The sequence below is a fragment of the Corynebacterium sp. USCH3 genome (assembly GCF_037619475.1).
Lineage (GTDB): Bacteria > Actinomycetota > Actinomycetes > Mycobacteriales > Mycobacteriaceae > Corynebacterium.
In genome coordinates this window covers 265,697-286,332 of the sequence record NZ_JAQPZT010000006.1, presented here as the reverse complement: position 1 = coordinate 286,332, position 20,636 = coordinate 265,697, and the positions used below count along the sequence as shown (strand labels likewise).

At 69.1% G+C, this 20,636-nt stretch carries 19 protein-coding genes; 7 read left to right on the top strand and 12 right to left on the bottom strand.

Annotated features, from left to right (window positions below):
• Nucleotides 1-76: 76 nt before the first annotated feature.
• Nucleotides 77-1,603 (top strand): adenylate/guanylate cyclase domain-containing protein, encoded by a 1,527-nt coding sequence (locus PQI66_RS14145; RefSeq protein ID WP_339999157.1) that lies wholly within the window; start codon nucleotides 77-79, stop codon nucleotides 1,601-1,603.
• 129 nt (nucleotides 1,604-1,732) lie between these two features.
• On the opposite strand, the gene PQI66_RS14140 is transcribed toward PQI66_RS14145, so the two are convergent.
• The 4 genes from PQI66_RS14140 to PQI66_RS14125 all read right to left on the bottom strand — a co-directional run bounded on the left by PQI66_RS14140 (nucleotide 1,733) and on the right by PQI66_RS14125 (nucleotide 7,520).
• The gene (locus PQI66_RS14140; RefSeq protein ID WP_339999156.1) at nucleotides 1,733-3,049 is read right to left on the bottom strand and encodes an Nramp family divalent metal transporter; all 1,317 of its coding nucleotides are present in this window, start codon (nucleotides 3,047-3,049) and stop codon (nucleotides 1,733-1,735) included.
• A gap of 100 nt (nucleotides 3,050-3,149) precedes the next feature.
• The gene (locus PQI66_RS14135; RefSeq protein WP_339999155.1) at nucleotides 3,150-3,431 is read right to left on the bottom strand and encodes a hypothetical protein; all 282 of its coding nucleotides are present in this window, start codon (nucleotides 3,429-3,431) and stop codon (nucleotides 3,150-3,152) included.
• A 269-nt stretch (nucleotides 3,432-3,700) separates the two neighbouring features.
• On the bottom strand, nucleotides 3,701-6,730 hold the full coding sequence (gene topA, locus PQI66_RS14130) for a type I DNA topoisomerase (protein WP_339999188.1): 3,030 nt from the start codon (nucleotides 6,728-6,730) through the stop codon (nucleotides 3,701-3,703).
• A 160-nt stretch (nucleotides 6,731-6,890) separates the two neighbouring features.
• On the bottom strand, nucleotides 6,891-7,520 hold the full coding sequence (locus PQI66_RS14125) for an NAD(P)-dependent oxidoreductase (RefSeq protein ID WP_339999154.1): 630 nt from the start codon (nucleotides 7,518-7,520) through the stop codon (nucleotides 6,891-6,893).
• A gap of 74 nt (nucleotides 7,521-7,594) precedes the next feature.
• Between PQI66_RS14125 and PQI66_RS14120 the strand changes: the two genes are divergently transcribed.
• A complete protein-coding gene (locus tag PQI66_RS14120) occupies nucleotides 7,595-7,969 on the top strand; it encodes a winged helix-turn-helix transcriptional regulator (RefSeq protein WP_339999153.1) in 375 nt (124 codons plus the stop codon).
• 217 nt (nucleotides 7,970-8,186) lie between these two features.
• On the opposite strand, the gene PQI66_RS14115 is transcribed toward PQI66_RS14120, so the two are convergent.
• A complete protein-coding gene (locus PQI66_RS14115; protein ID WP_038546005.1) occupies nucleotides 8,187-8,390 on the bottom strand; it encodes a cold-shock protein in 204 nt (67 codons plus the stop codon).
• A 397-nt stretch (nucleotides 8,391-8,787) separates the two neighbouring features.
• On the opposite strand from PQI66_RS14115, the gene PQI66_RS14110 reads away from it, so the two are divergent.
• Together PQI66_RS14110 and PQI66_RS14105 are read left to right on the top strand one after the other, a co-directional pair.
• Nucleotides 8,788-11,157 carry a DEAD/DEAH box helicase gene (locus PQI66_RS14110; protein WP_339999152.1) on the top strand — a complete coding sequence of 790 codons (2,370 nt, stop codon included), beginning with the start codon at nucleotides 8,788-8,790 and terminating at the stop codon, nucleotides 11,155-11,157.
• Between the two features lie 107 nt (nucleotides 11,158-11,264).
• Nucleotides 11,265-12,590 carry a lipase family protein gene (locus PQI66_RS14105; protein WP_339999151.1) on the top strand — a complete coding sequence of 442 codons (1,326 nt, stop codon included), beginning with the start codon at nucleotides 11,265-11,267 and terminating at the stop codon, nucleotides 12,588-12,590.
• Between the two features lie 7 nt (nucleotides 12,591-12,597).
• On the opposite strand, the gene PQI66_RS14100 is transcribed toward PQI66_RS14105, so the two are convergent.
• From PQI66_RS14100 to PQI66_RS14075, 6 genes are read right to left on the bottom strand one after another with little or no spacing between them, the layout of a single operon-like run.
• Complete coding sequence (locus tag PQI66_RS14100) at nucleotides 12,598-12,966, bottom strand: Rv3654c family TadE-like protein (RefSeq protein ID WP_339999150.1); 369 nt, start codon at nucleotides 12,964-12,966, stop codon at nucleotides 12,598-12,600.
• The gene (locus PQI66_RS14095) at nucleotides 12,944-13,306 is read right to left on the bottom strand and encodes a TadE family type IV pilus minor pilin (RefSeq protein WP_339999149.1); all 363 of its coding nucleotides are present in this window, start codon (nucleotides 13,304-13,306) and stop codon (nucleotides 12,944-12,946) included. Before PQI66_RS14095 ends, PQI66_RS14100 begins: the two co-directional genes overlap by 23 nt.
• 15 nt (nucleotides 13,307-13,321) lie before the next feature.
• On the bottom strand, nucleotides 13,322-13,591 hold the full coding sequence (locus PQI66_RS14090) for a DUF4244 domain-containing protein (protein ID WP_445228039.1): 270 nt from the start codon (nucleotides 13,589-13,591) through the stop codon (nucleotides 13,322-13,324).
• Nucleotides 13,592-13,638: 47 nt separating this feature from the next.
• A complete protein-coding gene (locus tag PQI66_RS14085) occupies nucleotides 13,639-14,808 on the bottom strand; it encodes a hypothetical protein (protein ID WP_339999148.1) in 1,170 nt (389 codons plus the stop codon).
• Entirely contained in the window at nucleotides 14,802-15,995 is a 1,194-nt protein-coding gene (locus PQI66_RS14080) for a TadA family conjugal transfer-associated ATPase (protein ID WP_339999147.1), read from the bottom strand. The genes PQI66_RS14085 and PQI66_RS14080 overlap by 7 nt, the downstream gene beginning before the upstream one ends.
• Entirely contained in the window at nucleotides 15,992-17,047 is a 1,056-nt protein-coding gene (locus PQI66_RS14075) for a hypothetical protein (RefSeq protein ID WP_339999146.1), read from the bottom strand. The genes PQI66_RS14080 and PQI66_RS14075 overlap by 4 nt, the downstream gene beginning before the upstream one ends.
• Before the next feature lie 186 nt (nucleotides 17,048-17,233).
• On the opposite strand from PQI66_RS14075, the gene PQI66_RS14070 reads away from it, so the two are divergent.
• The 3 genes from PQI66_RS14070 to PQI66_RS14060 all read left to right on the top strand — a co-directional run bounded on the left by PQI66_RS14070 (nucleotide 17,234) and on the right by PQI66_RS14060 (nucleotide 19,756).
• Nucleotides 17,234-18,196, top strand: a complete 963-nt coding sequence (locus PQI66_RS14070) for an HAD family hydrolase (protein WP_339999145.1) — start codon at nucleotides 17,234-17,236, stop codon at nucleotides 18,194-18,196.
• A 110-nt stretch (nucleotides 18,197-18,306) separates the two neighbouring features.
• On the top strand, nucleotides 18,307-18,813 hold the full coding sequence (locus PQI66_RS14065; protein WP_339999144.1) for a phage holin family protein: 507 nt from the start codon (nucleotides 18,307-18,309) through the stop codon (nucleotides 18,811-18,813).
• A gap of 31 nt (nucleotides 18,814-18,844) precedes the next feature.
• A complete protein-coding gene (locus tag PQI66_RS14060; protein ID WP_339999143.1) occupies nucleotides 18,845-19,756 on the top strand; it encodes an alpha/beta fold hydrolase in 912 nt (303 codons plus the stop codon).
• A gap of 19 nt (nucleotides 19,757-19,775) precedes the next feature.
• Here PQI66_RS14060 and PQI66_RS14055 read toward each other — a convergent pair whose 3' ends face one another.
• Nucleotides 19,776-20,609, bottom strand: a complete 834-nt coding sequence (locus PQI66_RS14055) for a hypothetical protein (protein ID WP_339999142.1) — start codon at nucleotides 20,607-20,609, stop codon at nucleotides 19,776-19,778.
• Nucleotides 20,610-20,636: the final 27 nt, after the last annotated feature.

The window sequence follows — 20,636 nt, the reverse complement described above, 5'->3', positions numbered from 1 at the left end:
ACGTCCGACGCCGCGGGGCACCGGGCGGGCCAACCAAACGGGGACAAGCGCACGGCGCTCCGATAGTCTGGGACGCATGCAGAAACTGGGGCAGTACATCGCGTGGGCGTGGGGCACCACCTGGCCGCTGTACGCCCTGTCCGTGTTCATGGTCAACGTCGTCGGCGCACTCGCCGTGGCGTCCTTCCTGCGGTTCCTCGTCCCCATCGGCGGCGCCGACGAACTGACCTCCGTCAACACGATGACCGCGACGCTCTACACGGTGTACTTCATCGTCGCGCTGGTCTCCGGGATCACCGCGACGCTGTTCTTCTTCACCCCCGTCCTGCGCTGGCAACGCAACCCCGACCCCGTCGACCCGGTGATGATCCGACGCCTGGTCCTGCGGATCCCCGCGCTCCAGGCCGTTCTCGGCGCCGTACTGTGGGGCATCGGCGTGGTCATCTTCACCATCGTCGCCTCACAGGTCTCGGCACGCTGGGCGCTGGCGGTGGCCGTCACGGCCGTCCTCGGCGGCGCGATGGTCGTCCTGATGACCTTCATGGTCGCCGAGCGGCTCGTACGCCCCGTGGCCGCCAAGGCCCTGAACCGGACCGGTGCCCCGCAGGAACGGATCTCCCCGTTGTCCCTGCAGATCACCAGCGTCTGGATCCTCACCTCCGCCGTCCCGGTGATTGGCGTGGTCCTCATGGTCGCCGCCCAGGCCACGAACTTCTTCACCGAGGACGCCCGGGAGATCCTGCCGGGGGTGCTGGCGCTGAGCCTCACCGCCCTGTTCACCGGGTTCTCCGGCACCAGGCTGATCACGATGACCGTGGTCGACCCCATCCGCGAACTGCAGCACGCGATGAACCGCGTCCGACGGGGCGATTCACGTGCACAGGTGCGGATCTACGACGCCACCGAGATCGGGGTCCTGCAGGCCGGCTTCAACGAGATGATGCAGGGGCTGCGGGAACGCGAACAGGTCCGCACCCTGTTCGGACGCTACGTGGGCACCGAGGTCGCCCGACGTGCCCTGGAGGAGAAGCCGGAGCTCGGCGGTGCCAACCGGTTCGTCGGTGTGCTGTTCGTCGACGTCATCGGATCCACCGGTTTCGCGGTCTCCTCGTCACCGCAGCACGTGGTGAAGGCCCTGAACAGCTTCTTCGACAAGGTCGTCGAGGTGGTGCACCGCAACAAGGGCATCATCAACAAGTTCGAGGGGGACGCGGCCCTCGCGGTCTTCGGTGCGCCGATCCCCCTGGACGACATGGCCGGACACACCCTCGCCGCCGCACGGGAGTTGAACCAGGAGCTCGCCGAACACGAGCTGGCCGCCGGCATCGGAGCCGCCGTGGGTGAGGTCGTGGCCGGGCACATCGGCGCCAGTGACCGCTTCGAGTACACCGTGATCGGCGATGCGGTGAACGCCGCCGCACGGCTGACCGAACTGGCCAAGGACACCCCCGGCCGCGTGCTGACCAACGCCGCCACCCTACGCAAGGCCAACGAGGCCGAGCAGGCGCGGTGGACGCTGATGAAGTCCGTGGAACTGCGCGGACGCAAGGAGATGACCCAACTGGCGAGGCCGGTCAGGTCGACGCTGGCAGAACGGGGTTAAACTCTCGCCGACGCCCCCCCCCACCAGGGAAAAGTCTGTTCCCGTGCACTCGGGATCCCGTCTGTCTTGCACGGGAACAGACTTTTTCCGTACCCGCCGGGGTGACCCCGCCTTTCCCCACGGCCGTCCCTACGCCTGGCCGGTGAGGGTCAACCAGATCAGCGCCACGTTCAGGGCGATGATCACCGCACAGATCACCGCCGCGAGCCCCGTCAGGGTGTGCGGGTTCGCCCACCGTCCCATCACCGATCTCCGCGCCGTCGCCGCCACCAACGGCACCAGCGCGAACGGGATACCCACGCTGAGCACCACCTGACTCATCACCAACGCCCAGGTCGGCTCCACTCCCGCACCGAGGATCACCAGCGCCGGCAACATCGTGAGGAAGCGACGCAACAGTAACGGGATGCGAACCTTCAACAGGTCGCGCATCACCATGTCGCCGGCGTAGCACCCCACCGACGTCGACGCCAGCCCGGAGGCCAGCAGTCCGACAGCGAACAGCACCCCGATCACCGGACCCAGTGCCCCCTCCACCGCAGCATGCGCACCCTCGATCGTGTCAGTGCCGTCGACCCCCCGCAGCGCCTGCGCCGCCAGGCACAGCATCGCGATGTTGACGGTCCCAGCCACCACCAGCGCCGTGCCCACGTCCCACTTCGTGGCCTTCAGGTGCAGCCGCATGCCGGCGTCGCCGTCAGGCGTGAACTTTCGGTCGCGGACCAGACCGGAGTGCAGGTAGACCGCGTGCGGCATCACCGTGGCGCCGAGCATGCTCGCGGCCAGGACCACGGAGTGCGTGCCCTGGAACCTGGGGACGATGCCCTGCACCATCTCACCCACGCTCAAGCCGGTGACGAACAGCCCGGAGAGGAACCCTACGGTGATCACCAACAGGAACGCCATGATCACGAACTCGAAGCGGCGCTGGGTGCGTCCCCCCTGCAGGGTGAGCATGCCGAGTGACACGACACCGACGATCACGCCACCGAGCACCAGTGGTGTCCCGAACAGCAGGTTCAGCGCGATGGCACCACCGACGACCTCCGCCACGTCCGTCGCCGCGGCGATGATCTCCGCCTGACCCCAGTAGGCCAGACGCCCCGCCTTACCCCGGCGCCGTTGAGCTGTCGTGCCGCGGCGCTCGCGTGCGTCGAACCAGTCCGCGAGGGTGGCGGAGAGTGACTTCGAGGTGACCAGCCCCAGTTTCGCCGACAGGTACTGCACTACCGCCGCCATGAGGTTGGCGACGATGAGCACCCAGAGCAGCAGGTACCCGTATTCGGCACCGGCTGACAGGTTCGCCGCGACGTTGCCCGGGTCGACGTAGGCGATCGCGGCGACGAACGCCGGCCCAAGGAGACTGGTCAGCCGCGGTGCCTGTGCCTGGCTTTCCGACTGCGCCTTGTCCTGCCCCAGATCGACCTTCGCCGCATCCACCGACATTGTTCGCCACCTGTCACCACAGAGTTCAATAGAGAGAACATCATGATAGGGCCGGCTGGAACAGTGGTCAAATGTCCGGCGGTATCCGCTCGGTACCCTGCTACACCACCCTCGAGGTCTGGATATGTGACCCGACCTTGGCTACGACGGCGACGATCAGGCCGGCGGCGGATAGCACTGTGCTGCACACCGCGCCGGCGAGCACATCCATGTAGACGACGTCCACCGTGGTACTACTCAACCCGTAACCACTGGATTCGGTGCCTCCGGAATTCGCGAAACAGACCACTGCCGCGATCGCCCCCACGATGAACAGGAGCATCCCGCAGGTCGACCAGACCGGGAAGGGGTCTTTCGGGGGAATCTCCGGCGCGGGATTCACCTTCGGTGACGGTGCACCGTGAGAGACCGGGGGCGTTCCGGCCGGTACCGGCCGACCCTCCGGCCTACCTGCCTGACTGTCGTATTCGCCCCACCGTCCGGGTACGTCCGCCGACTCAGCCATTCCTACGACTCCTCTCCGTCAATTTTCATGATGGAGACTATCGTAGCGGCCTGTCACAGAAAGGTCTGCGCCCGTGCACGTGTCAGCAGTCGAAACGTGCACGGGCGCAGACTTTTCCACGCAGAGGGAGTCCTCGCCGACCCCGATCAGCTCTTCTTGGCGGCGGCCTTCTTCGCAGCGGCCGAGGTCCCCTTCTTCACGGTGCGCTTCGTCGTCGACGTCACGGACTTCTTCGTACTCTTCTTCGAGGACTTCTTCGCCGTGCTCTTCTTCGCCGACGTCGCCGACTTCTTCGCCGGAGCTCCGCCGTCGGCGGCTTCCTTGGCACGCCGCTCACTGAGCAGCTCATTGCCGCGGGCGTCCGTCATCGTCTCCGGGGAGTCGCCGCGGCGCAGCGAGGCGTTCGTCGTGCCGTCGGTGACGTACGGGCCGAACCGACCGTCCTTCACCGTCATCGGCTTACCGGACACGTCATTGTCGCCCAGCTGCTTCAACGGCGGCTTGGCCGCAGCCCGGCCGCGCCGCTTCGGCTCGGCGTAGATCCGCCGCGCCTCGTCCAGGGTCACCGTGAAGATCTGCTCCTCGTTGGCCAGCGACCGCGAGTCCGACCCCTTCTTCAGGTAGGCCCCGTACCGGCCGTTCTGCGCGGTGATCATCTCGCCGTCAGACGGGTCCACACCGACCTCACGCGGCAGACTCATCAGCTTCAGCGCCTCGTCGAGAGTCACGGAGGCAGGATCCATGGACTCGAACAGAGACGCCGTCTTCGGCTTCAGCGTCTCCTGGAGGATCTCCTTGACCCGCTTGTCCTTCTTGTTCGCCGCGGTCTTGGTCTCCCGGCTCAGCGGCTTCTTGCCCTCGGCGGCACGGTCGGCGTCCTCCTGGTCGCGTTCCGCCTCCACGGTCTTCTCCGCCTCGGCGGTGACGCGGGCCTCCTCATCGTCCTTCACCTGCTCGGTGACGTACGGGCCGTAGCGTCCCTCGCGGGCCACGATCATCCGGCCGTTCTCCGGGTTCACGCCGACCTCGCGGCCGCTCTGCGGGGTCGCGAAGAGCTTCTCCGCGACCTCACGGGTCAACTCGTCCGGGGTGATGGTCTCCGGCAGGTTCGCCCGCTGCACCTCCGGCTCGGTGCCCTCCGGGGCCCCGTCCGGCACCGGCTTCGTGCGCTCCAGGTACGGACCGTAACGGCCCACCCGCACGATCACCGGGACGCCCTCGGAGTCGTCGAACAGGTGCAGGGAGTTCACCTGGCGGGCGTCGATGTGCTCCAGGTTGTCGCCGACCATGGTCTTCAGTCCACCCAGGCGGGCGATGGTCTCCGCAGTGGCGTCGGACGCCTTGTCGTCGCCGAAGTAGAAACCGCGCAGCCAGTGCGAGCGGTTCTCTTCACCACGGGCGATGCGGTCGAGCTCGTCCTCCATCGAAGAGGTGAACTCGTAGTCCACCAGTGAGCCGAAATTCTGCTCCATCAGCCCGACCACGGCGAACGCCACCCAGCTGGGGACCAGGGCGGAGCCACGGGAGACCACGTACCCGCGGGCCTTGATCGTGTTGATGATCGAGGCGTACGTGGACGGGCGCCCGATGCCGAGCTCCTCCATCGTCTTGACCAGGGAGGCTTCGGTGAAACGGGCCGGCGGGTTGGTCGAGTGACCGTCCGCGGTGACCTTGTCGGTGGTCAGGTCGTCGCCCTCGGCGAGCACCGGCAGCGCCTTCTCCGCGTTGTCGGCGACGTTGCGGCCGTCGGAGAGCTGGCTGGTCTCCACGTAGGCCTTGAGGAAACCGGGGAAGGTGATCGTGCGGCCGTTGGCCTGGAAGTCCGTCTTCTCCCCGCTGCTCGCCGTCCCGGAGACGGTCACCTTCATCGAGGTGCCACGGGCGTCCGCCATCTGGCTGGCCACGGTGCGCTGCCAGATCAGCTCGTAGAGCTTGAACTCCTCGGCGTCCAGCTGGCTGGAGAGCTTGCCGGGCGTGGAGAAGGTCTCGCCGGCGGGTCGGATCGCCTCGTGGGCCTCCTGCGAGTTCTTCACCTTGCGGTTGTACTGGCGCGGGGCGTCGGCGACGAAGCTCGGGCCGTAGAGCTCCCGGGCCTGCTGGCGGGCGGCGTCGATACCGGACTTCGACAGTGTCGTCGAGTCGGTACGCATGTAGGTGATGAGGCCGTTCTCGTAGAGCCGCTGCGCGATACGCATCGTGCGCTCCGAGGTGTAGTGCAGCTTCCGGCCGGCCTCCTGCTGCAGCGTGGAGGTCATGAACGGCGGGTAGGGACGCCGGGTGTACGGCTTCTCCTCCACCTTCGACACCGACATCGCCGCACCGGTGAGGTTCTCCGCCAGCGTCTCCGCGGTCTTCTGGTCGACCACGGTGACGTTGGTCTGCGCCTTGCCGGACTTCAGCCTGCCGTCGTCGCCGAAGTCGCGGCCCTGGGCGACCCGCTTCCCGTCGACGGCGACGAGGGAGGCGTCGAAGGAGGTGGGGTTGGCGGAGTCGGTTGCTCCCGCCGTCCCCTCCGTCGCCAATGTGGCGGTGAGGTCCCAGTACTCCGCGGACACGAACGCCATACGCTCGCGCTCGCGCTCCACGATCACCCTGGTCGCCACCGACTGCACACGGCCCGCGGACAGCCGCGGCATGACCTTGCGCCACAGCACCGGGGAGACCTCGTAGCCGTAGAGACGGTCAAGCACACGCCGGGTCTCCTGGGCGTCGACCAGGTCGATGTCCAGGTCACGGGTGTTCTCCGCGGCTTCCTTGATCGCGGCCTCGGTGATCTCGTGGAAGACCATGCGCCGCACCGGCACCTTGGGCTTGAGGACCTGCAGCAGGTGCCAGGCGATGGCCTCGCCCTCACGGTCGGGGTCTGTCGCGAGATAGACTTCGTCGACCTGCTTGAGCTTGCTCTTGAGGTCGGCGACCTTCTTCTTCTTGTCTGGGCTGACGACGTAGAGGGCGGTGAAGTCGTCGTCGACGTTCACGCCGAGGCGGGCCCACGGTTCCTTCTTGTACTTGGCGGGGACGTCCGCGGCGCCGCGGGGGAGGTCACGGATGTGTCCGACGGACGCGTCGACAATGTACTTGTCGCCGAGGTAGCGCTGGATCTTCTTCGCCTTCGTGGCGGACTCGACGATGACGAGCTTCTTCCCGCCACCGTTCTGGGTCTCCTGCGCTGCCATCGGTGTCTCTCCCACCTTCTCCTGTCGTTCCCGGTACCCCGTGAGCACATCTTGCGCATGTGGATTCAACTTTTCACGCAAGGGGGTTCGAGGTGAGACCCTACACGCCGTGGACGCAAGTGCGGGGAAAGCCCGTGCCCGCGGGGGGTTTCAGTCCGACTCAGGCGTCGGCGACGGTGAAACGGGTGCGGCGGTGGGCCGGGTTCTCGAGCTCGTCGAGGACGGCGCGGGCGAAGGTGCCGGTCGTGACGCTGTCACCGACCGGATGATCCTCGCCGAGCACGTACGAGGCGGCCGGCGCACCCGGGCCGATCTCCGGGGCCGGTGCCAACATCGTCCAGTCCAGCGCGTCGGGGGCCGCGCGGTAGAGGTCGAGGATCTCGGCGAAGGAACGGGCCTCGGCGGCGTAGGCCTCGGGGAAATCCGGGGTGTCCACGAGCATGGTGCCGTCCTCAGTCAGGGTCGCCCCTGCCCCACCCACGACGAAAACACGGACATCCTGGTCCGCCAGCGCGGGGATCAACGCGGCGTGGGCGTCGATGACGGGCTGGACTGAGCTACCGTCCCGCGGGCCCGGGACGGAGAGGACGAGGATGTCGGCCTCCTTCGCCGTGGCCGCCACGTCGGCGGTGTCCTGGAGAGTTCCTGTCACATAGGTGACGCCGTCGATCTGATTGTCCGGGTTCTCACGGCGTGAGACGCCGGTGACCCGGTGACCGCGGGAGACTGCTTCGCGGGTGATGTCGCTGCCGACCATGCCGGTGGATCCGTAAACGGTGATGTTAGCCATGCCCGGAAGCATAACCTCATTGCTTCCTTTTGTACAGTGGCTTCCCAAAAAGTATTCATGGTATGGTCGACACCATGACGGACACCGCATGGAACCCCGCCGCACGCGACTGCCCCAGCCGCGACCTGTTCACCACCCTCGGCGACCGGTGGAACATGTTGATCCTGCTCGCCCTAGAACACGGCCCGCAGCGCAACGGCGAGGTGCGGGCGGCGGTGGACGGCATCTCGGTGCGGGTCCTGTCCCAACGCCTCACCGCCCTGGTGTCGGACGGACTGGTCACCCGCACCGCCTTCCCCGAGATCCCCCCTCGGGTGGTCTACGAACTCACCGACCTGGGGCGCTCCGCCCTACCTCCGGTCCACGCACTGTTCGAGTGGACCGTCGCCCACATGTCGGACGTGGAGGAGCACCGCAGGGCAGACGGCACCGACATTCGCACCCCATAAGACCGGGATGCACATGAAACCCCAGGTCATATTTCAAGAAGTAGGTTAACGGGTGCGAGAACCCGCCACGCGCCCCAGCACAGGTGGCATGCCGCCACCCCACGCACGACGACGCCGCCCGGTGCCCACGGAATACTCCGCGGACGCCGGGCGGCGTCGGTGTTCCACTGCATGGTCCGGGGAATCACCCCCGGACCAGCGGGTTCAGCCGCAGCTCTTAGAGAGCGGTGACAGCCTGAGCCTGGGGGCCCTTGGCGCCGTCGCCGATCTCGAACTCGACCTGCTGGTTCTCCTCGAGGGTACGGAAGCCGTTGCCCTGGATCTCGGAGTAGTGGACGAAGACGTCAGCGCCACCATCGTTCGGAGCGATGAAGCCGTAGCCCTTTTCAGCGTTGAACCACTTGACGGTTCCCTGTGCCATGTTCTTTCCCTTACTTACATCTCGGTGATCGGTGCCCCGCCAACTTTTCGCGAGGCCACCGGGCCGATGCTAGAACCACCGATAAAGGTTGGTCCGTTCGCATGCAAACAACTCCCGCGAACGTTTTACCTACTGACTGCGGGTCTAACCGGTGATACAGCGAGCAAAGCGACGCACAGAAACTGTGACCGCCCACCAGTGTTCCACGTTTCGCGCCGCAACACCATACCGACGGCGGTATTTTCTCCCCCGAAATCCATGATTCGCAGCGCGCTCACAGCTTCCGGTTATACCTCGACCGTCGCATCGTCCCCTGAATCATCGCTGACCTGCACAGACAGCGAACCCTCGCCGCGCGCCACAGGGACACCGCGCAGACGACCTTAGACTGTTCACCATGAGCGAATCCTTCGGCGGCGAACTCCTCGAGTCTCTGCACCCGTCGTCGGGCCCCGGTGCAGGCTCCGGAACAGACCCGCTGACCCACGTCCGTACCGAGGCCGCCCGCCCGTCGTCCCCGGCGTCCTGGCCGGACTGGGTGCTGACGGACCTCCGTGACCACCTCGTGGACAACGGCATCCCCGCCCCCTGGTCGCACCAGGTCGCCACCGCGCAGCACGCCTGGGACGGCCGCGACGTCGTCGTCGCCACCGGCACGGCGTCCGGGAAGTCCCTGGGGTACCAGCTGCCCGTGCTCTCCCGCCTCGCCGCCGAACCCGCGGCGTCCTGCCTCTACCTCTCCCCCACCAAGGCGCTCGCCCAGGATCAGCGGACCACGCTGGCCCGACTGTGTTCGCAGGTCCCGCAGCTGCGCGGGGTGATGGTCGCGTCCTACGACGGTGACACCCCCACCGAGGCCCGTCGCACCATCCGCGACGACGCCCGCATCCTGGTCAGCAACCCCGACATGGTGCACGCCTCGATCCTCGGCCAGTCGCAGCGGTGGTCGCGGCTGCTGCGGTCACTGCAGTTCATCGTCGTCGACGAGTGCCACGTGTACCGCGGGGTGTTCGGCGCGCACGTCTCCCTGGTGCTGCGCCGTCTGCTGCGCCTGGCCGCCCGGGCGGGTGCGGAGCCGACGATCATCCTCGCCAGCGCGACGACCGCGGAGCCGGGGCGCCACGCCGAACGGCTGACCGGCCGTCCCACCGTCGCCGTCACCGGGGACGGTTCGCCCCGCGGTGAGCGCACCATCGCCCTGTGGGAGCCGGGGTTCCGCGAGGACACCGTCGGCGAGCACGGCGCGCCCGTCCGTCGGGCGGCCACGACCGAGTCCGCGGGCATCATGGCCCGGCTCATCGCCGAAGGCGCCCGGACACTGACTTTCGTGCGCTCCCGCCGCGGCGCCGAAATCACGGCACTGTCCTGCGCGGACGACCTCGCGTCGGCAGGACGCCCCGGCGACGCCGCACGCATCGCGTCCTACCGCGCCGGCTACACCCCGGAGGCCCGGCGCGACCTGGAACGCCGGCTCGACAACGGTGAGCTGCTCGGCCTCGCCGCGACCAGCGCCCTGGAGCTCGGCATCGACGTCGGCGGGCTTGACGCGGTGGTCTCCTGCGGGTTCCCCGGCACCGTCGCCAGTTTCCGGCAGCAGGCGGGACGCGCCGGACGTCGTGGCCAGGGGTGTCTGGTGGTCATGGTCGCCGGGGACAATCCGCTGGACACCTATCTCGTCCACCACCCCGAGGCACTGCTGGACACCCCGGTGGAGGCCAGCGTCTTCGACCCGTCGAACCCCTACATCCTCGCCGGCCATCTGCTGTGCGCCGCCGCCGAGGCACCGCTGACCGACGGTGAGGTCGGGAGCTTCGGTCCGACGGCCCGGCGTGTCGTCGACTCCCTCGTCGCCGACGGGTCACTGCGCCGGCGTCCCCGGGGTGTGTTCTGCGACCTCGAGATCTCCGGCGAGGTGCACGGCCGGGTCAGTATCCGCGGTGGGGCCGGGGACGAGGTCGTCATCGTCGACCAGCACTCCGGCCAGGTCCTCGGGACCGTCGACGCCGCCCGGGCGGTCAGCGAGGTCCACGACGGCGCGGTCTACGTCCACCAGGGCGAAAGCTACCTCGTCGACGAGCTGTCCCTGCCGGACTCGGTCTCCCTGGTGCACCCGGAGACCCCGGAGTGGACGACGCGGCCGGAGGAGACCGTGTCCATCCGGGTCGAGGGGGTGCGCCGCACCCGCGAGATCGGCGGCACGGAGTCCGCGCCGTCCGGCGTGTGGACCGCCGATGTCGACGTCGAGGTCTCCCACCAGGTCACCGGCTACCAGCGGCGTACCCTCGACGGCGAGGTGCTCACCACGGTGCCGCTGGACTACCCTCCGCAACGACTGCACACCCGCGCCGCGGCCTACACCGTGGATCCGGGGGTGCTGTTCGACCTCGGCATCGAGGAACCGCTGTGGCCGGGCACGCTGCACGCCGCCGAGCATGCGGCGATCGGCATGCTGCCGCTGCTGGCCACCTGCGACCGGTGGGACATCGGAGGGGTCTCGACGGTGCTGCACGCCGACACCGGGTTCCCCACGGTCTTCGTCTACGACGGCTACGAGGGCGGTGCCGGGTTCGCCGAGGCCGGGTTCGAGCGTTTCGCCCAGTGGATGGCGATGACGGCGGACACCGTGGAGGCCTGCGACTGTGAGTCCGGGTGTCCGTCCTGCGTACAGTCCCCGAAGTGCGGTAACGGCAACGACCCGCTGTTCAAGCACGGGGCGGCGGTGCTGCTGCGTGCGTTGGCGGAGGCCGCCGCCGCGGCCGGCGGCTGAATGCTGCGGTCCGGGAGTGAAACATCGCACGCCGGAGGTCCGGTGGGGCTACGGTGGGGGCACAGTAGTTTCCTGTCATGATGTTTTGAGCGCCCCCGAGGAATCCCATGCCCCGTCCTGTCCTGTCTGCACTCCGACGTCTCCTGGTTCCCGCGGCGGCGCTCGCTGTGGTCGGTGGTGGTCTCGTCCCCGCAGCCGGTGCGGTGGCTGCCGCGCCGGGGCCCGTCGGCTCCGCCAACTCCGTCGCCGGATCGGTGCCGGGTGATCTGGTCGACGCCGGCGAGCCGGCACGTCCGGCGGCCGCGAACGAGGTGGCACCGGACTGGTCGGGACTGGACGTCAGCGCCGGGGTCACACTTCCAGACCGGGTCGGCGTGCCCGTCGGCGAAGTCGCCCTCAACCCCGACCTGGGGCTCGGTTCCGCAGGTCCCCAACAGCGGTTCGTGTACTCGACAGTGGACCAGCACGGGGCGGTCGCCTCCTCGACCGCCGCGGTGTTCCTGCCCGACGGGCCTGCCCCGGAGGGCGGCTGGCCGGTACTGGCCTGGGCGCACGGCACCGTCGGGCTGGGGGACGAGTGCACCCCGTCCGCGCTGCCCCGCGGCGACCGCGACGCCGGGTACCTGAACCACTGGCTGGAACAGGGCTACGCCGTCGTCGCCTCGGACTACGTGGGGATGGGGACGCCCGGGTTGATGTCGTACCTCAACGGGTCGGTCAGCGCGGCAAACGTGATCGACTCGGTGGCTGCCGCCCGGTCTCTCGACTCGGTCGGGACCTCGCTGTCGTCGTCCTGGGCGGTGATCGGGCAGTCCCAGGGTGGTGGGGCCGCGCTGCATGTCGCCCATGCCGCGACACAGCGCAGCGGCGAACTCGGACTCGACTACCGCGGGGCGGTGGCCACCGGGGCCCCGGCCTACATCGAGGAACTCGTGCTCACCGGGTCGCCGTCGTTCCCACCGGTGGTGTTGCCGACCGGGTTGAACGTGTACACCGCCTACATCCTCGCCGGGTTCCGCGAGGCACACCCGGAGATCGACCTGGACTCCGTCCTGTCCGAGGAGGGGCGCCAGATCGCCGACATGGCCGAGACCGCCTGTACCCAGGCGTTGACCGACGCCCTCGACGGTGTGGGGCTGTCCCGGGCCTTCACGGCGCCGATCAGCTCGGTGCCGGGGTTGGAACCGGCGCTGCGTGACTACATGGCCACGCCGACCGACGGCTACGACAAGCCGGTCTTCGTCGGTCACGGGCTCCTGGACATGGACGTGCCGAGCCCGATCGGGGTGATCCTCAACTCGCAGATGTGGCTCAACCAGTTCCTCGGGTCCAATGAGCGGGTCGACGTGCACTGGTACCCCGAGGATCACAGCGGGGCGATGGTCGCCTCCATGGCGGACTCCACCCCCTTCCTGCGGTCGTTGTTCGCCTGAGCCGGCCCTACTGCACCGGGCCGGCCGCCGCCGAGGCGGTGCGCCCACCTATCGACACGGTGACATCCATCCCTTCCGCACCCGCAGGCCCGTGGTCTGTCTGTTCACCCCGCACCAGAGCACACGAGGTGAGCGTGGCTCCGTTGGCCGCGGCTACCGAAGCGGCCGCTTCGCAGGCTGCCTCGGGTCCCGCGCGGTCCAACACCGTTGCCGCGGACAACGCGGTCACGTCGGCGGCCGAGGAGGCACGCTGTCCCTGGACCAGTCCGGTGGCACCGGTTCCGATGAGCAGAGCCAGGGCAACGACCGCCAGGACGACCGCCGCGCCCGCGACGGTCGCCGACCCGGCTTCATCACCGCACAGTCTGCGGTTCACCGACGATCACCGCCGTCGCCGACACGTCGAACAGCCGCCCGGGGACGGTCACCCGCACGCTGAACAGCTGCTGGTCACCCGAGGGCCCGGTCGGCAGCGGACCGGAGTCCACCGCGACCGATGCCTGCGGGTCACGCTCCGCCACCACCGCGCGGGCGGCGGCCACGTCTCCGAGAGCAGCGGCCCGTGCCCCGTCACGGGCCATGCCCACCGCCCCGAGATACGCCGCCACGGTCAGCACCCCGGCGACAACGAGGCCGATGACAGCGGTCAGGGCGGTGAACACGATCGCCGCCTCGACGGTCACGTACCCGTCCTCGTCGCCCCATCTGCCCGGCACGGCACGTCCCCCCGGCTACTGGGTGTCCAGCGCGCGCTGGAAGATCGAGGTCAAGGCACCCTCCACCGCGTCCGAGGTCACCACCAGATACAGCAGCGCCCCGAGCGCCGCTGCCGCCACGCATCCCAGTGCGTATTCGATCGTGCTCATCCCGCGGTCGTCGGCGATGACGGCCGCGAGGATCCCCTCGGTTTCTTTCGTCTCCGGCACCTCGACGGCATCCACGGCATCCACGGCAGCGTTCCCCATGTCGTTTTCCGTGATGTTCTCGACTGTGTCTCGCATTGTTGTCCCCTTTTCGTTGGTGTATTGATGGTGGTTGATGGTGATTGTCATGCTCCGGCGAAACCGATGATCAGCGGAACCAGCCCCACCAGGACGAACGCGGGGAGGAAGCACAGGGTCAGCGGAGCGGCCACGGCCACGAGTACGCGTTCGGCACCCGCCCGGGCACTGTCCCCCGCCTGCCGTCGCAGCCGGTCCGCCTGGGCGGTGACCGCGCCCGCCAGGCGTCCGCCGTTCCTGATCTGTGAACCGGCCCGCCGTGCCACCGGACCGAAGTGCGGGTCAGACGCCAGATGCTCCCACGCGGCAGCCCCGGCGCCCAGCTCGAGCAGTCCGGCGACACGCAACAGTGCCGCAACTGCTGGGTCCGCATCATCCCGCGCTCCCTGCACCGACCCCTGCACCGCACCGTGCACCGCTGTCCGCCAGGCGGTGACGACAGGAAGCCCCGCCTCCACCGCTACGGCGAACACGTCGAGCACCCGGGCAGCGGCGAGCGCCCCGAGTCCCGGTTTCGCTGAGACCCCTGGAAGACGAATGCCCCCTGAGGCCCCTGCCTGTCCACCGGGCCCGGCGCGTCCGCCGACCCCGCCGAGCACCGTGACCGTCAACGACTCCACCCACAACACCCCCGTACAGGCCAACCCCGTACCGCACAGCAGCACCAGTGCCCCCACGGGATTACCGATGAGGAACGCCGCCGGTTCCAGGCCCATGGACTGTCCGATCCCCAGCGCTCCGACCGGCAGGAGCAGCAGGATCACCTCGGTCATCCGGGCACCGGCCAGGGCGCTGGACACGTGGCCCAGGTGGGTCAGCCGGGCATCCAGGTCCTCGACGACTCGTCCCATCAGGTGCCCCAGAGCAAGTCCGCGGCGTTCGGCGACCGCCCACAGCCGCAGCAACCTGCGGAGTTCCCCGTCATGCTGAGCGGGGTCGTCCGTCCCGCCCCCACCGTCAACCGGTGCGCCGAGCCGGATCCGGTGGATCTGGCGGAGCAACGGGCCGCTGATGCCGTGGCCGTCGGTGAGCGCCTGCTCTGCGGCGTCCACGGACCTCGCACCGACCAGGAGTTCGACGGAGAAGGCGTCCGTGAAGTCGCGGTACTCCCTGGTCTGCTTCCTGCCGGTCGCCAGAGCCACCGCGGCAGTGGCGACGCGCACCGCGGTGAACACCACCACCACGACGGCGCTGAGTAGCGCGGTCACGGTCACCATGAGGCACCCCACACGGGGTCGACCTGCAGGGAACCGTCGTCCCCACGGAGACGTCCGATCTGTACGACGCGGCGTCGCCCACCGGTCCGCTCCAGGTGCACGACCGTGTCGACGCCGTCGACGACCTGCCGCGCCACAGTCTCGGCGGGCATCCCCGCCAGTGCCCCGAGCGCGATGAGTCTGCCCGGGACGGCGGCGAGACTGTTGGCGTGCAGCGTGCCCGCACTGCCGCCATGACCGGTGTTGAAGGCCAGCAGCAGTTCGGCGATCTCGGCGCCACGGATCTCCCCGACGACGATCCGGTCGGGGCGCATCCGCAGGCTCTGCCGGACCAGCGTGCGCATGTCGACACCGCCGGCACCGTCCGGGCCTGCCTCACAGGTCCGCAGGCGCACCACATGCGGATGGTCCGGGAGCAGCTCGGGGGTGTCCTCGACCAACAGCAGTCGTTCGGCCGCGGACACGTGTCCCAGCAGGGCCGCGAGCAGCGTCGTCTTCCCTGCTCCCGTACCTCCGCTGACGAGGAACGACCGGCGCGCGTCGACGAGCTCTCGCAGCAGTGCCGCCCCCTCCTCCGGGAACATTCCCGCCGCCTGCAGGGCCGGGAGGTCGCGGTGGCTGCGTGACAACGCCCGCAGACTCACGCACGCCCCGGCACCGGCCGGCGGGTCGAGCAACGCATGGACCCGGACACCGGCCGCCGCCACGCCCGGTGGCAGGTCGGTGAGGATACCGTCGGCGAATGGTCGCGTGTCGTCGAGACGGACGCCGCAGGCCGCCGCCAGTCGCACCGCGATGCCCCGGCACGTGTCGGCGTCACCGATATGCAGGTCCGTCGACTCGACGCCCTGACCACGGTCGATCCACACCGGTCCCGGCCCGTTGATCAGGACGTCGGTGACGTCCGGGTCACCCAGCGGAATGGCCAGGTCACCCAGTCCGGAGAACTCCCGGGTGAGGATGCGCACCTGTTCCACCCCTGCCCCAGCGCCGTCGAGGTGGCCGAGCGAGCTGGGAGAGCTGGGAGAACTGAGGGAACTGAGGGCGTCAGCGATATCACCCGGGGACGGTGTCCGTACCGCACGGTCGACCAGTTCGTCGCGGACCCGGTCCAGCAGCACGACCTCCGGTGCCTGCACGGCGGCAGGCGCCGGTGTGACCGTCTGCAGTCGACGGCGCCCGATCACCGGATCAGCTCCAGCAACCGGGCGGCCGCAGCACCGGCGGTACCGGCCCCACCACCGGTGGTGCGGAAGTCACCGCGGTCGATGTCCACCGTGAGGAACGGGTCGTCCTCCCAGGTGACCGCAGGCGCTCTGCCGAGCAGGCTCAGTGTCTGGTTCCAGGTCAGACCGGAGCGCGGCAGTTCACGTAGCACCACGTGGATCCCGCTGCCGGTCTGCACGGCGTGCCGCGCCGCCAGCACCGCCGGAACGCTCTGGGGCACCACGAGCACCCGGTGCGTGACATCCTCCGGCACACCCGCGAGGTCGCGCCGTCCGCAGTCCCTGACGACGGGCCGGGACGGGGTCGCGGCGTACTCCGGGTCTCCTGAGCCGACACTCCCCCGGGTCTCCACGACGCCCACGTCGTCCACCCACGCCACCTCCGGTTCTCCGACGGTGTCCGCCCCCGTCTGTCCCACCGGTCCGACGTGCCCGTCGCCCTCGGCACCGAGTAACAGCCGCAGGTGACCCGGCCGGGACAACGGGTCCTCATCCACCAGGAGGGACTGGCCGGGTCCGTCGTCCCCGTCGCCGGCGACCGCCCCGGCGAGCGCGGCGGCGAAGACGCTGGTGCCCGCGCCCCCGACCACGCCGGCCACGGCGATGTCGCAGGGGTCGTGGCAGCCGATCGCGGCCGCCAACTGGTGCGCCGCCTCCGGGATCTGCAGCACCTCCTCGGCACCCTCGTCCGGCACGGAGGAAGCAACCACGGGGTCACCGCTGACCCGGATGACCCGGACGGCACGAGCGTCCGCACAGGCGCCCTCCACCACCGGCGCGTGCGGGGCAGGCGCATCGGTGACCACCACGAGCCCCGGCACCCCGGCGATTTCGTCCTCACGCACCAACCGCCGCCCGGTCACGGTGACGATCATGGCCACCTCGTCCACCAGGGCCGGATCGGTGATCTTCATCAGCACCGGCGCCGGCCCGGAACCCCGTCCACCGTACCCACCGTGTTCAGTGCCGATGCTGCGTCCGACAACTCCCCTGAGACCTCGTGTTCCCCTCATGGCGCACGATAGTGGCACCATGGCCCGTCCGGAGGGAAGCACCGCCCGAGGCCGACCGTCAACCTGTGGACAAGTTTGACCGCGTTTCAAGAATGTTGTCCACACCCCCTGTGGACAACATCTACAGACCGGAGAAAAGCGTGACGCAGGGTAACAAATGTGACCACTGGGACGTATGGTGGGCATGTGACTACGCCGCAGGGAGATCCACGCGAGCCGGACGACACCGGCACCAAGCGCGCCGAACAGGTGGAGCACGCCGACGGGGCCGACAGGGCCGACACAGCCGACAGCGCCGCCACCACCCCCGTCGCCGAGATCATCGACTCCATCACCACCGACCCCGGCACCGATCCGTCCACCGTCCTGGCCGTCTTCGACCTGGACAAGACCGTCATCGACACCTCGGCCTCCATGGCCTACCGCAAACCACTGGCCGAACGCGGGCTGATCACCACCACCGACATGCTGCGCATGCTCATGATGCTGGGCAACTACATGGTCAGCGGGCACGACGACAACTCCCTCAACACCACCCGCGACGCCCTCGTCGCCATGATCCGCGGCCGCAGCCAGGACGACCTCGCCGATGTCGCCCACGGCGCGCTCCAGGACGTCATCGTCCCGGTCATCTACTCCGAGGCGCGCACCCTCATCGAACGCCACCACGCCCTCGGCCACCGCATCGCGATCATCACCGCCTCCGCCCGCGTCCTGGTGACACCCATCGCCGATGAACTCGGCGCCGACCACCTCATCGCCACCGAACTCGCCGTCGACGACGACGGCCTGTTCACCGGCGACGTCCCCTTCTTCTGCAAGGGCCCCGCCAAGGTGGAGGGGCTGCACCGCCTCGCCCGGGCGGAAGGCTACAACCTCACCGCCAGCTACGCCTACACCGACTCCGCCACCGACCTGCCGCTGCTCGACGCCGTCGGCCACCCCACCGCCGTGAACCCCGACCGGGTCCTGCGTCGCGAAGCCGCCGACCGCGACTGGCAGGTCGCCCGGTTCGGCCGTAGCGAGACCCTGTTCACCCTCCCCGAACACACCGGTGCCATCGCCGGCACGTCCGCCGCCGTCGCCCTCGTGGGCACCGTCGCCGCGGGACTGCTGGTCTGGTTGCGGGGGCGTGAGGACGGACAGTAGGACGTCGGGACGCACGAAAGGGGACGGCTTCTCCCTCGCCGCCGTCGTGCCTCTGGCACAATAGCGTGGAGAACGTGACACCGTAGGACCAGCAACCAGGAGAGTGCGTAGTGAGCGACAAGAACAGCAACGGCCTGTTCACTGACCAGGACAGCTTCAACCCCAAGGTCAACTCCATCCCGCTGTCCGACGTGGACGCGCAGGCCGCCGGTCGCGGCGGCAGCATCGCCGACCTGGTCAAGGACGCCACCGCACAGGTGTCCTCCCTGATCCGGTCCGAGGTCGAGCTGGCGAAGACCGAGATCTCCGGCACCGCGAAGAAGGCCGGCATCGCCGTCGGCCTGTTCGGTGCCGCCGGTGTCGTGCTGGCCTACAGCTCGTTCTTCTTCTTCTTCTTCCTCGCCGAACTCCTGGACAACTGGCTGCCGCGCTGGTCGGCGTTCCTCATCGTCTTCGGCATCATGGTCGTCCTCGTCGCCGTGCTCGCCGTTGTGGGCGTGAAGTTCATCAAGGGTGTCAAGAAGCCCCAGGCGACCATCGACTCCGTCAACGAGCTGAAGTCCGTGATCCCCTCCGGGAAGCAGGACTCCCCCGCCGACAACGGGATGTTCACCTAAACCTTCCCACCTCCCTGGGCGACGATCACTGATGACCACCCCTGACGACGCGGCACACCGGTACATCCACACCCGGGGCATCCGGTTGCATGCCCTCGTCCAGGGGCCGGTCGACGCTCCCCTGGTCCTGCTGATCCACGGTTTCGCCGGCGGCCACTTCGACTGGCGTGAACTCATGGCGGAATTCCGGGACGCCACCCCGCCCGTCCGTGTCGCCGCCGTCGACCTGCGCGGCTACGGCCGGTCCGACAAGACCCCCCGCGGCTACGACCTCACCACCGCCGCCTCCGACATGTCCGGCGCCGTCCGTGCGCTCGGGCACACCGACGCCCTCGTCGTCGGCCACGGCGAGGGCGGCCTGATCGCCTGGACGATGGCCGCGCACGAGCCCCGGCGTGTCCGCGGCATCGTCACGCTGGCCTCCGCCCATCCTCTGGTCCTCGCCCGGTCAGTCCTGCTGCACCCGGTGTCGCAGTGGCCCCGCGTGCGCGCCTCGCTCTACGCCCAGCTGCCCCGCCTGCCCGAACGTGCACTGCGTAAGAACGGTTCCGCCGCCGTGGCCACCTCCTTCCGCCGCCAGGTCGCACCCGGGTTCCGGGGGACACAGGGCTGCGAGGAGCACGAGGAACTCCGCCGCGAGGCCATGCAGATCGACAAGGTCGCCCACCTGTCCTGCGAGTACCGCCGGTGGACCCTGCGCAGCCGGTTCCGTCCCGAAGGCGGGGACTTCAACCGCACCTTCCCGGCACGGACCGATGCCCCCGCCGTCTGTGTCGACGGTTCGATGGACCCGGCCTACTCCCGGCGGATCGCCCGTCGGTCCGCCGCCCGCGGTGCCGACGGGTCATCCACCGAACTGCTCTACGGTGTCGGCCACTTCCCGCACATCGAGGACCCACCCGCCGTCGCCGCGGTCATCCGCGCCGCCGGCCAGCACCGCTGACGGGCGTCGCTGACGGGCGTCACTGCCGGGCGTCACCAAGCATCCGGTCGACTGTCGTCGACTGGGGGAAGTCCAGGTGCGCGACACCGGGAAGAACCTCGAGCTCGACGTTGGCGGCGGAGTGCCGCCGGTACCAGACGGAACCGTCCCGGGCGGCACCGAGGGCGTCGAACCCGTCACTGCTGCGCGTGCCGTCGTCACGGTCCCCCACCGACCACCGCACCGGGGCGGTGAGCGCGCCGGCCGCACCGACGGGGAACTCGTCCGGTGCACCGCCGCCCGCCATCATCACCGCACCACCGCTCACCAGGTCCGGGGCACTGCGCAGGATCCCGTAACTGAGCATCTCCGCGCCACCCGAATAGCCCGACCACCACACGTCCCCGTCATCCAGCGGGCGGCCCCCTGCATGTCCCTCCGCAAGCAGATCAGTGACCAGGGCAGTCAACCAGGTGACGTTCCGGTCGAGTGCCCGCCACCAGGTCTGTCCCCGGTGCCGGTCCGGTGTGCGGGGGGCGACGAGCACCATGTCGCGCGACGCGGCGACCTGCGCCAGTTCCCCCAGCGTCGGGTCCGTGGCGGTGGTGTCGAATTCACCGGCCCCGTCGCCGTGGAGGTGGACCAGGACTCCCCGCGGTGTCGCCGACTCCGCGGCCGAGTGCTCGCACGCGTAGGTGTACACCTGGCTGCTCCTGCCGTGGTAGCGGACGTCACGGACCTCCGCCCGGCAGGAGTCGGCGGGCCTGTCCGAGACCAGCACCGGGGTGAGCACCGTGGCACCGACGGCGGCCGCCAGCATGGTGGAGCCTCTCCTCCACCAGGGTCGCGTGCTGCTGTCCGGTGTTCGGGTCACGTCCCCGAGTCTAGCTCTCCACCCCCT